Source organism: Enterobacter sp. HG048 (assembly GCF_024702055.1).
In the GTDB taxonomy this organism is placed as follows: Bacteria; Pseudomonadota; Gammaproteobacteria; order Enterobacterales; family Enterobacteriaceae; genus Enterobacter; species Enterobacter dykesii.
Map to the genome: position 1 here is coordinate 119,281 of NZ_JANLIZ010000006.1, position 12,787 is coordinate 132,067.

The 12,787-nt window shown below is 55.8% G+C and carries 11 protein-coding genes; 7 read left to right on the forward strand and 4 right to left on the reverse strand.

Features of this window, described 5'->3' with window-relative positions:
* Positions 1-47: 47 nt before the first annotated feature.
* The 4 genes from NUX24_RS10015 to queF all read right to left on the reverse strand — a co-directional run bounded on the left by NUX24_RS10015 (position 48) and on the right by queF (position 5,614).
* Positions 48-1,415 (reverse strand): L-serine ammonia-lyase, encoded by a 1,368-nt coding sequence (locus NUX24_RS10015; RefSeq protein WP_033146431.1) that lies wholly within the window; start codon positions 1,413-1,415, stop codon positions 48-50.
* A 65-nt stretch (positions 1,416-1,480) separates the two neighbouring features.
* Positions 1,481-2,776, reverse strand: coding sequence for an HAAAP family serine/threonine permease (locus tag NUX24_RS10020; RefSeq protein ID WP_024909280.1), 1,296 nt, complete (start codon positions 2,774-2,776; stop codon positions 1,481-1,483).
* Positions 2,777-3,290: 514 nt separating this feature from the next.
* Positions 3,291-4,655 (reverse strand): nucleotide 5'-monophosphate nucleosidase PpnN, encoded by a 1,365-nt coding sequence (ppnN, locus tag NUX24_RS10025; protein WP_023309027.1) that lies wholly within the window; start codon positions 4,653-4,655, stop codon positions 3,291-3,293.
* 116 nt (positions 4,656-4,771) lie between these two features.
* Positions 4,772-5,614, reverse strand: coding sequence for an NADPH-dependent 7-cyano-7-deazaguanine reductase QueF (gene queF, locus NUX24_RS10030; RefSeq protein WP_214577228.1), 843 nt, complete (start codon positions 5,612-5,614; stop codon positions 4,772-4,774).
* A gap of 69 nt (positions 5,615-5,683) precedes the next feature.
* Here queF and syd point away from each other — a divergent pair, with 69 nt between their 5' ends.
* The 7 genes from syd to gudD all read left to right on the forward strand — a co-directional run bounded on the left by syd (position 5,684) and on the right by gudD (position 12,779).
* Positions 5,684-6,229: a SecY-interacting protein gene (syd, locus tag NUX24_RS10035; protein ID WP_257831278.1), complete on the forward strand. Its 546-nt coding sequence runs from the start codon at positions 5,684-5,686 to the stop codon at positions 6,227-6,229.
* Positions 6,230-6,859: 630 nt separating this feature from the next.
* On the forward strand, positions 6,860-7,189 hold the full coding sequence (locus NUX24_RS10040; RefSeq protein ID WP_023309024.1) for a YqcC family protein: 330 nt from the start codon (positions 6,860-6,862) through the stop codon (positions 7,187-7,189).
* Positions 7,186-7,962, forward strand: a complete 777-nt coding sequence (gene truC, locus NUX24_RS10045) for a tRNA pseudouridine(65) synthase TruC (protein WP_047650245.1) — start codon at positions 7,186-7,188, stop codon at positions 7,960-7,962. The genes NUX24_RS10040 and truC overlap by 4 nt, the downstream gene beginning before the upstream one ends.
* 24 nt (positions 7,963-7,986) lie before the next feature.
* Positions 7,987-8,436 carry a flavodoxin gene (locus NUX24_RS10050; RefSeq protein WP_047650246.1) on the forward strand — a complete coding sequence of 150 codons (450 nt, stop codon included), beginning with the start codon at positions 7,987-7,989 and terminating at the stop codon, positions 8,434-8,436.
* A gap of 294 nt (positions 8,437-8,730) precedes the next feature.
* Positions 8,731-10,086: a galactarate/glucarate/glycerate transporter GudP gene (gudP, locus tag NUX24_RS10055; protein ID WP_047650247.1), complete on the forward strand. Its 1,356-nt coding sequence runs from the start codon at positions 8,731-8,733 to the stop codon at positions 10,084-10,086.
* Positions 10,086-11,426: a glucarate dehydratase family protein gene (locus tag NUX24_RS10060; RefSeq protein WP_257831375.1), complete on the forward strand. Its 1,341-nt coding sequence runs from the start codon at positions 10,086-10,088 to the stop codon at positions 11,424-11,426. The genes gudP and NUX24_RS10060 overlap by 1 nt, the downstream gene beginning before the upstream one ends.
* Positions 11,427-11,441: 15 nt before the next feature.
* Positions 11,442-12,779: a glucarate dehydratase gene (gene gudD, locus NUX24_RS10065; protein ID WP_257831283.1), complete on the forward strand. Its 1,338-nt coding sequence runs from the start codon at positions 11,442-11,444 to the stop codon at positions 12,777-12,779.
* Positions 12,780-12,787: the final 8 nt, after the last annotated feature.

The following is a 12,787-nucleotide window of genomic DNA, read 5'->3' on the forward strand; positions in this document are numbered from 1 at the left end:
TGGGGAAAACAGGAAGAAGCCTCGCAAAACGAGGCTTCCTGAGAGGCTTAATCGCAGGTTACGATCTTCATCGCCAGGCCGCCGCGAGAGGTTTCGCGGTATTTGGCGTTCATATCTTTACCGGTTTCGTACATGGTTTCGATAACCTTATCGAGACAGACGCGCGGCTCGCTGGTTCGGCGCAGCGCCATACGTGCCGCGTTCACCGCCTTCACGGAGGCAATCGCGTTACGTTCGATGCACGGTACCTGTACCTGTCCGGCAACCGGGTCACAGGTCAGTCCCAGGTTATGTTCCATGCCGATTTCCGCAGCAATGCACACCTGTGTCGGGCTTGCACCCAGCAGTTCGGCCAGACCCGCCGCCGCCATGGAGCACGCCACGCCGACTTCACCCTGACAGCCCACTTCCGCACCGGAAATAGACGCGTTCATCTTATACAGCGAACCAATTGCACTGGCGACCAGCAGGTAGCGCGCCAGTGAGTTCGCGTTCACTTCACGGATAAACTTGTCGTAGTACGCCAGCACCGCCGGAACGATACCGCAGGCACCGTTAGTCGGCGCGGTGACCACGCGGCCCCCTGCGGCGTTCTCTTCATTCACCGCCAGTGCGAACATATTGATCCAGTCTACAACGGCCATCGGGTCCGTCGTCGTTTTGTCGGTGCTTACCAGCATACGGCGCAGCGCAGCAGCGCGACGCGGCACGCGAAGCTTGCCCGGCAGAACGCCTTCGGTGGTTATCCCGCGCTCAATACCACCGCGCATCACTTCCCAGACGTTAGTGAAGTGCTGTTCGAGCTCCTCTTTGCTGTGAAGCGCCAGCTCGTTTTTCATCATCAGGCCGGAGAGGGAAAGGCCCGTCTCCTGGCAGTGACGCTGAAGATCCGCCGCCGTTTTGTACGGATACGGCACCTCGACAGAAGAGGTATTGGTTTGACCAAAGTGGTCTTCGTCGACGATAAAACCGCCGCCGATAGAGTAATACGTCTGGCTGTATACCGCTTTGTCGCCGGCCAGCGCGGTAATGCGCATGCCGTTTTCGTGCAGCGACAGGTTGTCCGCATGGAAATTCATGCAGTGGTCAACCGGGAATTCAACCTCATGCTCACCGTTCGCCAGCAGCAGGCGACCGTGGGTGTTCACATCCTGGATGAAGCCAGGGATCGCATCAATATCAACGGTATCCGGCAGATTTCCCGCCAGGCCCATGATAATGGCGATATCGGTATGGTGGCCTTTCCCGGTAAGGGAAAGCGAGCCGTATACATCGACAACCACGCGGGTAATGTCATGCAAGATGCCGCGTGCAATCAAGTCATCCGTGAACTGCTTACCGGCTTTCATTGGTCCGACGGTGTGAGAGCTGGAAGGACCAATACCGATTTTGAAGATATCGAATACGCTAATCATGATGCGTCCATTGCTTTCAGTCAGAGAGGGAGGAGTGCGCCGTCCGAAGACGGCGCGGGTGATAATCAGAACATGGTGTACAGGGAGTAGAAGATCGCAGAGATTGCGATAAGACCCATGATAACCACAAAGACGTTGCTCACATGACCGCTGTACTTACGCATAGCTGGGACTTTCTGAATCGCGTACATCGGCATCAGGAACAGAATCATCGCGATGACCGGGCCGCCCAGGGTTTCAATCATGCCCAGGATGCTTGGGTTCAGGGTCGCTACCGCCCAGGTGGTGAGCAGCATGAACAGCGCAGTGATTTTGTTCAGCTTGTTGATTTCAATGCTCTTGCCTTTACCGCGCAGAGATTTAATCACCATACCGTTGAAGCCTTCGCGCGCGCCGAGGTAGTGGCCCAGGAAGGATTTGGTGATGGCGATAATCGCGATGATAGGTGCCATCCACGCAATGACCGGTGCGTTAAAGTGGTTCGCCAGATAAGACAGAATAGAGATGTTCTGCTCTTTCGCTGCCGCCAGATCCGCCGGGGAGAGGCTCAGTACGCAGCTGAAGACGAAGAACATTACGGTCAGTACCATCATGATGTGAGCGCGCGCCAGGATGCTGGAGCACTTCTTCTCTGCGCCATTACCGTACTCTTCACGTTTCGCAACGGCGAAAGAAGAGATGATTGGAGAGTGGTTGAAAGAGAACACCATCACCGGAATCGCCAGCCAGAGGGTCATCAGCAGGCCGTTACCGGTTGCCGATGCGCTGCTCAGGGACAGGGTTTCCAGCGCTGCACCGTTCCACTGTGGGATCAGGTAGCAAGCCAGTACCATCAGAGCAATAACGAACGGGAAGACCAGTACGCTCATTGCTTTCACAATCATCTGCTCACCGAAGCGAACGATGGTCATCATGCCCACGATCAGGATCAGAGACAGAATGGCACGCGGCGGCGGCGTCATGTGCAGCTGGTGCATCATGAAGCTTTCAACGGTGTTGGTGATTGCCACGCTGTAGACCAGCAGAATAGGGTAAATCGCGAAGAAGTAGAGCAGGGTAATCAGTTTACCTGCGCCCACGCCGAAATGCTCTTCAACAACTTCAGTGATGTCCTCGCCCGGGTTTTTACCGGACAGCACGAAGCGGGTCAGACCGCGGTGTGCAAAGAAGGTCATCGGGAAAGCAATGATAGCCATAATGATCAGCGGGATCAGACCGCCGACGCCTGCGTTGATAGGAAGGAACAGTACACCAGCGCCGATTGCTGTGCCATAAAGGCCAAGCATCCACATGGTATCCGTTTTGCGCCAACCACTTCGGGATTCAATCGAAGCAACGGTGCTGGTTTGAGTGGTTTCCATCTGTATCTCCTGGAGGAAGCAAATTGTCAGGTTTTTAGTCAAATCCGATGAAAAAGTGCCTGACGGTAATATGAAATTCGTTCAGTGACGGTTTTTTAATAATTTTTGCCCGTAACTATTGGCGGGCGGAAAGATACATTCTAGTTATGAATCTATCAGTGATCCTGATCCCAAATGCAATAATCCACTTATGAAGTGGGCATCTTTAGACCATTTCTCTGTTAAAAAAACGTCAAAGAGAATTTACGGGCGCGAAGGCTACCACCAACGACATGTGAGCTGAAAGACTGACCCGTGATATAGGTGTCTTTAGCTGTAAAGAAATGGGTTTTTAGTATTTTCTGGCAGGTAATTTGGATTAAGGCTGATAATTTATGGTTGAAAAAACAAGGTAATCGTTTGCGTTTGCGCATAGTTTGTAAAAGATATAAGTGATGCGTATGAATTACCTCGTTAATAAAAAAGCCGGGACGCATGACACGGCGACCCGGCTTTGATGAGATGCTGCTGCGCGTTATGTGCAGATTTCGTAGCAAGGGATATAGGCTGAGCCCGGCAGCTTCATGCGGTGCTGAGCGACAAAGCCCTGCAGCATGTCGTCCATGCGGCGCATCATCTCCGGGTCGCCGTGGATTTTGTACGGACCGTACTGTTCAATGGCGCGGATGCCCATCTCTTTGACGTTGCCCGCCACAATCCCGGAGAAGGCACGACGCAGATCGGCAGCCAGGACTTCCACCGGCTGGTCCGGGTAGAGTTTCAGGTTCGCCATATTTTCATGCGTTGGCTCGAACGGGATCTGCAGGTCCGGCGCAATACGGATTGACCAGTTAAAGCTGTACGCATCGCCGGTATCGCGACGGTTTTCCTTAACCAGCGGCATCGCCTTTTTCATCTGGCGCGCCACTTCCGCGGCATCGTCAATGATGATGCGATAGTGACGGCGCGCGGCTTCGCCCAGCGTGTGTACGATAAACTCGTCCAGCACGCGGAAGTAGTCGGCGCTCTCTTTTGGCCCGGTAAGGATCAGCGGCAGAACCTGATCTTTGTTGGCCGGGTTCATCAGAATACCCAGCAGGTAGAGCAGCTCTTCCGCTGTCCCCACGCCGCCCGGGAAAATGATAATGCCGTGGGCGATACGGACAAACGCTTCAAGACGTTTCTCGATATCCGGCATGATAATCAGCTCGTTAACCAGCGGGTTAGGCGGCTCAGCGGCAATGATTGACGGCTCGGTCATGCCGATAAACCGCCCCTCTTTATAACGCTGTTGCGCATGCCCAACCGCCGCACCTTTCATTGGCGCTTCCATCGCACCTGGACCGCAGCCGGTACAGATATTCAGCTCGCGCAGGCCGAGCTGGGTGCCCACCCGACGCGCATAAAGGTATTCAGTTTCGTTAATGGAGTGGCCGCCCCAGCAGACGACCATGTTCGGCGCTTCGCCAACGTGCAGGGCACGGGCGTTACGCAAAATGGAGAATACCAGGTTGGTGATATGGACTGAGCTTTCCAGGTCGAGATGCTGGAAACGGCCTGCGTTGTGGATCTGCCCGTTAACAAACAGGATGTCACGCAGCACGGCAAACAGGTTCGCCTGAAGTGAACGAATAATGCGCCCGTCGACAAAGGCCTCTTCCGGCGGGTTGATGACTTCAAGCTTCACGCCACGCTCGCGGCGCAGCACATTGATATCAAAGCTTTCGAAGCGGGACAGCAGTTCTTTACTGTTATCTGTCAGGCTTCCGGAGTTCAGTACGGCAAGTGAACAATTACGAAACAGTTGATAAAGATCGCTGCTGGCCGTGCGCTTAAGCATGTCCACTTCCAGCTGCGACAACATATCCATTGAGCCAAGCGGGCTAATATGTGTAATCAAGTGAGCTCCTTACGGGACGATTATCGTCTTTCCCTGTTGATTACAATAGCCCTGGCGCGTGACGTTTCACAACCTAAAGCGCGGAAGATACCGCGCATATTGTGAAAATATTTATATTACTGACGCACCAGCCGTCCCGTTGCTGGCACAAAATCGGTGTTGGTGCGCCATGGGTTGATGTCCAGACCGCCACGGCGGGTGTAGCGCGCGTAAACGCTCAGTTTTTCTGGCTGGCAGAAACGCTGAATATCGCTAAAGATACGCTCCACGCACTGCTCGTGAAATTCGTTGTGATGGCGGAACGACACCAGGTAGCGCAGCAATTTTTCCCGGTCAATTTTCGGGCCGCGGTACTGGATCTGCACCGAGCCCCAGTCCGGCTGGTGGGTGATCAGGCAGTTGGATTTCAGCAGGTGGCTGACCAGCGTCTCTTCGACCACCTTTCCGCTCGCGGCGTTTTCGAGGTAATCGGCGCTGAATTCATAATTCTCCACCTCAATATCCTGATCGTCGATGCAGGTCCCGTTGAAGTGGGCGACTGGCAGCCCCTCCAGCTCGTGCAGGCGATACAGTGAAACGCTTACCTTTCCCTGCGCGCAGGCGCTTAAATCACGTTCCAGGGTGTGCTGAACGTCGTCCCAGCTGTTGAATTTTGTCTGGTTAAAGCTGTTGAGATAGAGCTTAAAGCTTTTGGACTCGACGAGATTCACGCTGGCGTAATCCAGCTCAACGTGGCCCACTGCCACCTGCGGCAGGCCGCGCGCGTTGAGCCAGGAGAGTTCGTACAGCGTCCAGATGTCACCGCCGACAAACGGCAATGCGTCTGCATGCAGGCCCAGAGGATCGCGGTTCAGGCTGCGCGGCACGCCCTGCAGCAGGCTTGCATCGTAGGTATCGCGGTAATCGGTCGATTTGCCCAGCGTTAAGCCGGTTAACGCCTGATGATTTTCGTAAGACATGTTTCATAGCCACTTTACAGGTACACTTATGGCCTGAGTTTATCCTGTCTGACAAGAAGAGAGAAATCGGTGGACATCGAAACTGCAAATGCCCTCACTACCTTCACGACCCGCTATTGCGACGCATGGCATGAAAAGCACCAGACATGGCCGCAAAATGCTGATTTGTATGGCGTACCTTCGCCGTGCATTATCTCTTCAGTCGACGATCATGTTATCTGGCAGCCAAAACCTTTCGACGGCGAGCAAAATGTAAATGCGGTTGAACGGGCAATGGACATTGTGGTACAACCAGCGGTTCATGCGTTTTATACCACGCAGTTAGCAGGGGATATGCCCGCGCGCTTTGCTGATATCACGCTGACGCTGTTGCAGACCTGGAGCGAAGACGATCTGCAGCGCGTTCAGGAAAACCTGATTGGTCATCTGGTCACGCAAAAACGCCTTAAGCTTTCTCCTACGCTCTTTATTGCCACGCTGGACAGCGAACTGGACGTTATCTCCGTCTGTAACCTGTCAGGTGAAGTGGTTAAAGAGACTATCGGCACCCGCAATCGCGAGACTCTCGCCCCCTCTCTTGCGGATTTCCTCACCCGACTTGAGCCACTTCTGTAATCCATGATGCTATAGAGCGTGTGAGAGATCTCTTACAACGTTTGTGAGAGATCGCTGAAGATTCAGTATTACCTCATTTTGTTCAGATTAATATCACTCTATTTTTCAACGAATTACTTGTTCATTGTATTGTTTCCAGGGATTTCTTACGGCTTACAACCCAGAAAGGGTGGGTTGTAAGACGAAGCGGAATAGCGGATTCTATTTCTGTCGACAGGACGCCGACACGACAAACGAACATCAGGATGATGGCGTTTCTCAAACAGGACTCGTCAGGATGGCGCTGCAGGAAGGCTTCAGGATGAAGCGAAGGGGATAACGCAGGATGCGTAAGGGACACCTCCAGGAAGGAGAACGAGAGCCGGTCAGGATGGCCGGTGGGTCAGGAAGGCCAGGACGTTTCAGGATGAAACAAACGCGTCAGGAAGATGTGTGCAGGATGTATTGGCTTACGGATGACCAGGCCTTCGGGCTTCAGGAAAAGTTGTCACGGATGAGCAGGGAGCACGAATTGTAGCTGGAATGCTGCGAAACGAACCGGGAGCACTGTTTTTACAGTGCTCCCTTTTTTTATTTCTGCCTTCCGCAATGCTATGCTGCGCGCCGTTCACTTTTTCAGTTGAGGTTACTATGACGCAACACGATAGCGTTCGTGCTCAGTTGCACGCCATCGAAGCCCTTTTGCGCCAACATCAGCTGTGGCAGGAGACCGCGCCGCAGCCTGAAGCGTTCGCGAGCACTCAGCCCTTCTGCCTGGATACGCTGGCCCCGTTTGAGTGGCTGCAGTGGGTGTTAATCCCGCGCATGCACGCCCTGCTTGAGGGCGGTCACCCGCTTCCGCAGGCGTTTGCTGTCTCTCCCTACTATGAAATGGCGCTCGAGGCGACGCACCCTGCGCGCGACGTGATGCTGGTCGAACTGGAAAAACTGGATGCCCTGTTCGCCGGTGAAGATGCATGACGCTTGAGATCCTCTATCAGGACGAGTGGCTGGTGGCGGTGAATAAACCGTCAGGCTGGCTGGTGCACCGCAGCTGGCTCGATCGCGATGAGAAAGTGGTGGTGATGCAGACCGTTCGCGACCAGATTGGTCAGCATGTTTTTACCGCCCATCGTCTCGACAGGCCGACCTCCGGCGTGCTGCTGATGGGGCTTTCCAGCGAGGCGGGGCGTCTGCTATCACAGCAGTTTGAACAGCATCAGATGCAAAAGCGCTACCACGCGATCGTGCGCGGCTGGCTGACGGAAGCCGCCACGCTGGACTATCCGCTGGTGGAGGAACTGGACAAAATCGCCGATAAATTTTCCCGCTATGACAAAGGTCCGCAGCCCGCGGTGACGGACTATCGCGGCATGGCGACGACCGAAATGCCGGTGGCAACCAGCAAATTCCCGACCACACGCTACAGCCTGGTTGAGCTTCTGCCTAAAACCGGGCGTAAGCACCAGTTGCGACGCCATCTTGCGCACCTGCGCCACCCGATTATTGGCGACAGTAAACACGGTGATTTACGCCAGAACCGCAGCGCGGCCGAACACTTTGGCTGCCATCGTCTGATGTTACACGCCAGCGAGCTGAGCCTGACGCACCCGTTTACCGGCGAGCCGCTGACTATCCGCGCGGGGCTGGACGACGTCTGGATGCAGGCGCTGTCACAGTTTGGCTGGCTGGGACAACTCCCCGAAAATGAAAGGGTTGAGTTTGTACCGGGCAACGTTCAGGATGAAGAGTAAGCGCATTCAATATGGGAAAATAGCATGGCTGAAGTAGGCATTTTTGTCGGCACAATGTACGGCAACTCGCTGCTGGTAGCGGAAGAGGCTGAGGCAATACTCGCCAGCCAGGGCCATAAAGCCACGGTCTATGAAGACCCGGAGCTGGCAGACTGGGAAAAGTATAAAGATAAATACATTCTGGTGGTGACCTCCACCACCGGGCAGGGCGATCTGCCGGACAGCATCGTGCCGCTGTACCAGGGCATTAAAGACCAGCTTGGCTATCAGCCGGACGTGCACTACGGCATCATTGCCCTGGGCGACCGTTCTTACGCCAACTTCTGCGGCGGCGGCAAGCAGTTCGATGCGCTCCTGCAGGAGCAGAGTGCCCAGCGCGTCGGCGAGATGCTGCTGATTGACGCGGGTGAGCACCCTGAACCTGAAAGCGAATCAAACCCGTGGGTCGAACACTGGGCAACGCTCCTTAAATAGTTCTCCTGGCCGGGTAAGGCTTAGCCGCCACCCGGCGATACACCCCGCTCCAAACGCCAATTCCGTGAACCACCTTCCATTCCCCTGGGCTTATGCCATAAACAACCTCTCATGCACCCTTCAATACTGTGTTTTTGCACGGTGAGAGAACGGACCACTCCTTCATATACTTTTCCGGTCACTATAAAACGGCGTCAGGCCGTACCAAAACGACAAATACCAATCTCATTCTGATTACCCTACCGGTGCTGTACAGAATGAACCAGGCGAAAGCTATGTTTCAGGAGTGCAACAATGAGTACATTAAGCCACGCAGCGAGCGGCGCTGAAAAGCGCACTAATGCCCGCTACTGGATAGTGGTGATGCTGTTTATCGTCACATCCTTTAACTATGGTGACCGCGCCACGCTGTCGATTGCCGGTTCGGAAATGGCAAAAGATATCGGCCTTGATCCGGTGGGCATGGGTTACGTTTTCTCCGCATTCTCATGGGCCTACGTCATCGGGCAAATTCCTGGCGGCTGGCTGCTGGACCGTTTTGGATCTAAACGCGTCTATTTCTGGTCCATCTTTATCTGGTCGATGTTTACCCTGTTGCAGGGTTTCGTCGATATCTTCAGCGGCTTCGGCATTATCGTGGCGCTCTTCACGCTGCGCTTCCTGGTAGGCTTAGCGGAAGCACCTTCCTTCCCGGGGAACAGCCGCATTGTGGCGGCCTGGTTCCCGGCGCAGGAGAGGGGAACGGCGGTGGCGATTTTTAACTCCGCACAGTACTTCGCGACGGTGATCTTTGCGCCCATTATGGGCTGGCTGACCCATGAGGTGGGCTGGTCACACGTTTTCTTCTTTATGGGCGGGCTTGGGATCGTCATCAGCTTTATCTGGCTGAAAGTGATCCACGAACCCAACCAGCATCCAGGCGTGAACAAAAAAGAGCTGGAGTATATTGCGGAAGGCGGCGCGCTGATCAACATGGATCAGAAATCCGCAAAAGCAAAAGTCCCGTTCAGCCAGAAATGGGCGCAGATCAAGCAGCTCGTCGGCTCGCGCATGATGATCGGTATCTATCTGGGCCAGTACTGTATTAACGCCTTAACCTACTTCTTCATCACCTGGTTCCCGGTATACCTGGTGCAGGCACGCGGCATGTCGATCCTGAAAGCGGGATTTGTCGCGTCGGTCCCGGCAATCTGCGGCTTCGTCGGCGGCGTGCTCGGCGGAGTGATTTCCGACTGGCTGATGCGCCGCACCGGCTCGCTGAACATCGCGCGTAAAACCCCGATTGTGCTCGGCATGCTGCTCTCCATGACCATGGTGTTCTGTAACTACGTCAACGCCGAATGGATGATTATCGGCTTTATGGCGATGGCCTTCTTTGGCAAAGGCATTGGCGCGCTGGGCTGGGCGGTGATGGCGGATACGGCGCCGAAAGAAATCAGCGGCCTGAGCGGCGGTCTGTTCAACATGTTCGGCAACATCTCCGGGATTGTTACGCCGATCGCTATCGGCTACATCGTCGGCACCACCGGCTCTTTCAACGGTGCGCTAATTTACGTGGGTGTGCATGCGCTGGTGGCGGTACTGAGTTACCTGGTGCTGGTAGGGGATATCAAACGCGTCGAACTTAAACCTGTTGCGGAGCGTGGATGATGACAACGCAATCGAGCCCAACCGTTACGGAGATGAAGGTCATTCCGGTGGCCGGGCAGGACAGCATGCTGCTCAATATTGGCGGGGCACATAACGCCTGGTTTACACGTAATATCGTCGTGCTGAAAGACAGCGCAGGGAATACCGGCGTGGGCGAAGCCCCGGGCGGAGAGGTTATCTACAAGACGCTGGTCGATGCCATTCCGCTGGTCGTGGGTCAGGAGGTTGCCCGTCTGAACAAGGTCGTTCAGCGGGTCCATAAGGGCAATCAGTGGGCAGACTTTGATACGTTCGGTAAAGGTGCCTGGACGTTTGAACTGCGCGTCAACGCGGTCGCCGCGCTGGAGGCCGCCCTGCTCGACTTGCTGGGTAAGGCGCTCAATGTTCCGGTTTGCGAGCTGCTGGGGCCCGGCAAACAGCGTGATGCGGTCACCGTGCTGGGCTATCTGTTCTACGTTGGCGATCGCAATAAAACCGATCTCCCCTATCTGGCGCGATCCACGGGCGATCACGACTGGTATCGCCTGCGCCACCAGGAAGCGCTCTCCAGCGACGCGGTGGTGCGTCTGGCCGAGGCGGCGCAGGATCGCTACGGCTTTAAGGATTTCAAGCTGAAGGGCGGCGTGCTGCCCGGCGATCAGGAGATTGAAACGGCCCGGGCGCTGAAAAAACGCTTTGCGGATGCGCGGATCACCGTTGACCCGAACGGCGCCTGGCTGCTGGATGAAGCGATTAGCCTGTGCAAAGGGCTAGGGGATGTCCTGACCTATGCGGAAGATCCCTGTGGCGCGGAGCAGGGCTTCTCGGGCCGCGAAGTCATGGCTGAGTTCCGTCGCGCCACCGGGCTGCCGGTCGCGACCAATATGATCGCCACCAACTGGCGTGAAATGGGTCATGCGGTGATGCTGAACGCTGTCGACATACCGCTGGCGGACCCTCACTTCTGGACACTTTCAGGCGCAGTGCGCGTGGCGCAGCTGTGCGATGACTGGGGGCTGACCTGGGGCTGTCACTCGAACAACCACTTTGATATTTCGCTGGCGATGTTTACCCACGTTGGCGCGGCGGCGCCGGGTAACCCGACCGCCATCGACACCCACTGGATTTGGCAGGAAGGTGAAGCCCGCCTGACGAAAAATCCGCTGGAAATCATCAATGGCAAGATTGCCGTACCGGATGCGCCGGGCCTGGGCGTGGAGATTGACTGGGATCAGATCCATAAAGCCCATGAGGCGTATAAAAAGCTACCGGGCGGCGCGCGTAACGACGCGGGCCCGATGCAGTACCTGATCCCCGGCTGGACATTTGACCGCAAGCGCCCTGTTTTTGGCCGTCACTGATAAAAGGATTACACGATGAGTACTTTTACGACCCCTGTCGTCACTTCCATGCAAATCATTCCGGTTGCGGGTCATGACAGCATGCTGATGAACCTGAGCGGCGCGCATGCGCCGTTCTTTACCCGCAACATTGTCATTATCAAAGACAATTCCGGCCATACGGGCGTGGGCGAAATTCCGGGCGGAGAGAAGATCCGCCGGACGCTGGAAGATGCCATTCCGCTGGTGGTGGGCAAAGCGCTGGGCGAGTACAAAAATGTCCTCAACACCGTGCGCAATACCTTTGCCGATCGCGATGCCGGAGGGCGTGGCCTGCAGACCTTCGATCTGCGCACCACCATTCATGTGGTGACCGGGATTGAATCCGCGATGCTGGATCTGCTGGGTCAGCATCTGGGCGTTAACGTTGCGTCGCTGTTGGGCGAGGGGCAGCAGCGCAGCGAAGTGGAAATGCTGGGCTATCTGTTCTTTGTCGGCGACCGCAGGCTGACGCCGTTGCCTTATCAGAGCCAGGCGGATGAACAATGCGACTGGTATCGACTTCGCCACGACGAGGCGATGACCCCGGAAGCGGTGGTGCGCCTGGCGGAAGCCGCTTACGAAAAATATGGCTTCAACGATTTCAAACTGAAGGGCGGCGTGCTGGCCGGTGAGGAAGAGGCGGAAGCCGTCACCGCGCTGGCAAAACGTTTCCCGCAGGCACGCGTGACGCTGGATCCGAACGGCGCGTGGTCGCTAGATGAAGCGATCAAAATTGGCAAGCAGCTGAAAGGCGTGCTGGCGTATGCGGAAGATCCGTGCGGGGCTGAACAGGGCTTCTCGGGCCGTGAAGTTATGGCGGAATTCCGTCGCGCCACGGGGCTGACGACCGCGACCAATATGATTGCCACCGACTGGCGTCAGATGGGACACACCCTGTCATTGCAGTCCGTCGACATTCCGCTGGCGGATCCGCACTTCTGGACGATGCAGGGGTCGGTGCGCGTGGCGCAAATGTGCCACGAGTTTGGCCTGACCTGGGGCTCGCACTCTAATAACCACTTCGACGTGTCGCTGGCGATGTTCACGCACGTTGCCGCCGCCGCGCCGGGCACGATTACCGCTATCGACACGCACTGGATCTGGCAGGAAGGTAATCAGCGTCTGACTAAGCAGCCCTTTGAGATAATAGGTGGCATGGTGCAGGTGCCTTCCACGCCGGGGCTGGGGGTTGAGCTGGATATGGACCAGGTCATGAAAGCCCATGAGCTGTATCAAAAACACGGTCTGGGCGCGCGCGACGACGCGATGGCGATGCAGTATCTGATCCCCGACTGGGCATTCGACAATAAACGCCCGTGCATGGTACGATAAACGCATTG

What these genes read in the sequence shown, in the direction of transcription:
- NUX24_RS10015 (WP_033146431.1), bottom strand. Translation starts at nt 1,415, where the DNA reads ATGATTAGCGTATTCGATATCTTCAAAATCGGTATTGGTCCTTCCAGC.
- NUX24_RS10020 (WP_024909280.1), bottom strand. Translation starts at nt 2,776, where the DNA reads ATGGAAACCACTCAAACCAGCACCGTTGCTTCGATTGAATCCCGAAGT.
- queF (WP_214577228.1), bottom strand. Translation starts at nt 5,614, where the DNA reads ATGTCTTACGAAAATCATCAGGCGTTAACCGGCTTAACGCTGGGCAAA.
- NUX24_RS10040 (WP_023309024.1), top strand. Translation starts at nt 6,860, where the DNA reads ATGACGCAACACGATAGCGTTCGTGCTCAGTTGCACGCCATCGAAGCC.
- truC (WP_047650245.1), top strand. Translation starts at nt 7,186, where the DNA reads ATGACGCTTGAGATCCTCTATCAGGACGAGTGGCTGGTGGCGGTGAAT.
- NUX24_RS10050 (WP_047650246.1), top strand. Translation starts at nt 7,987, where the DNA reads ATGGCTGAAGTAGGCATTTTTGTCGGCACAATGTACGGCAACTCGCTG.
- gudP (WP_047650247.1), top strand. Translation starts at nt 8,731, where the DNA reads ATGAGTACATTAAGCCACGCAGCGAGCGGCGCTGAAAAGCGCACTAAT.
- NUX24_RS10060 (WP_257831375.1), top strand. Translation starts at nt 10,086, where the DNA reads ATGACAACGCAATCGAGCCCAACCGTTACGGAGATGAAGGTCATTCCG.
- gudD (WP_257831283.1), top strand. Translation starts at nt 11,442, where the DNA reads ATGAGTACTTTTACGACCCCTGTCGTCACTTCCATGCAAATCATTCCG.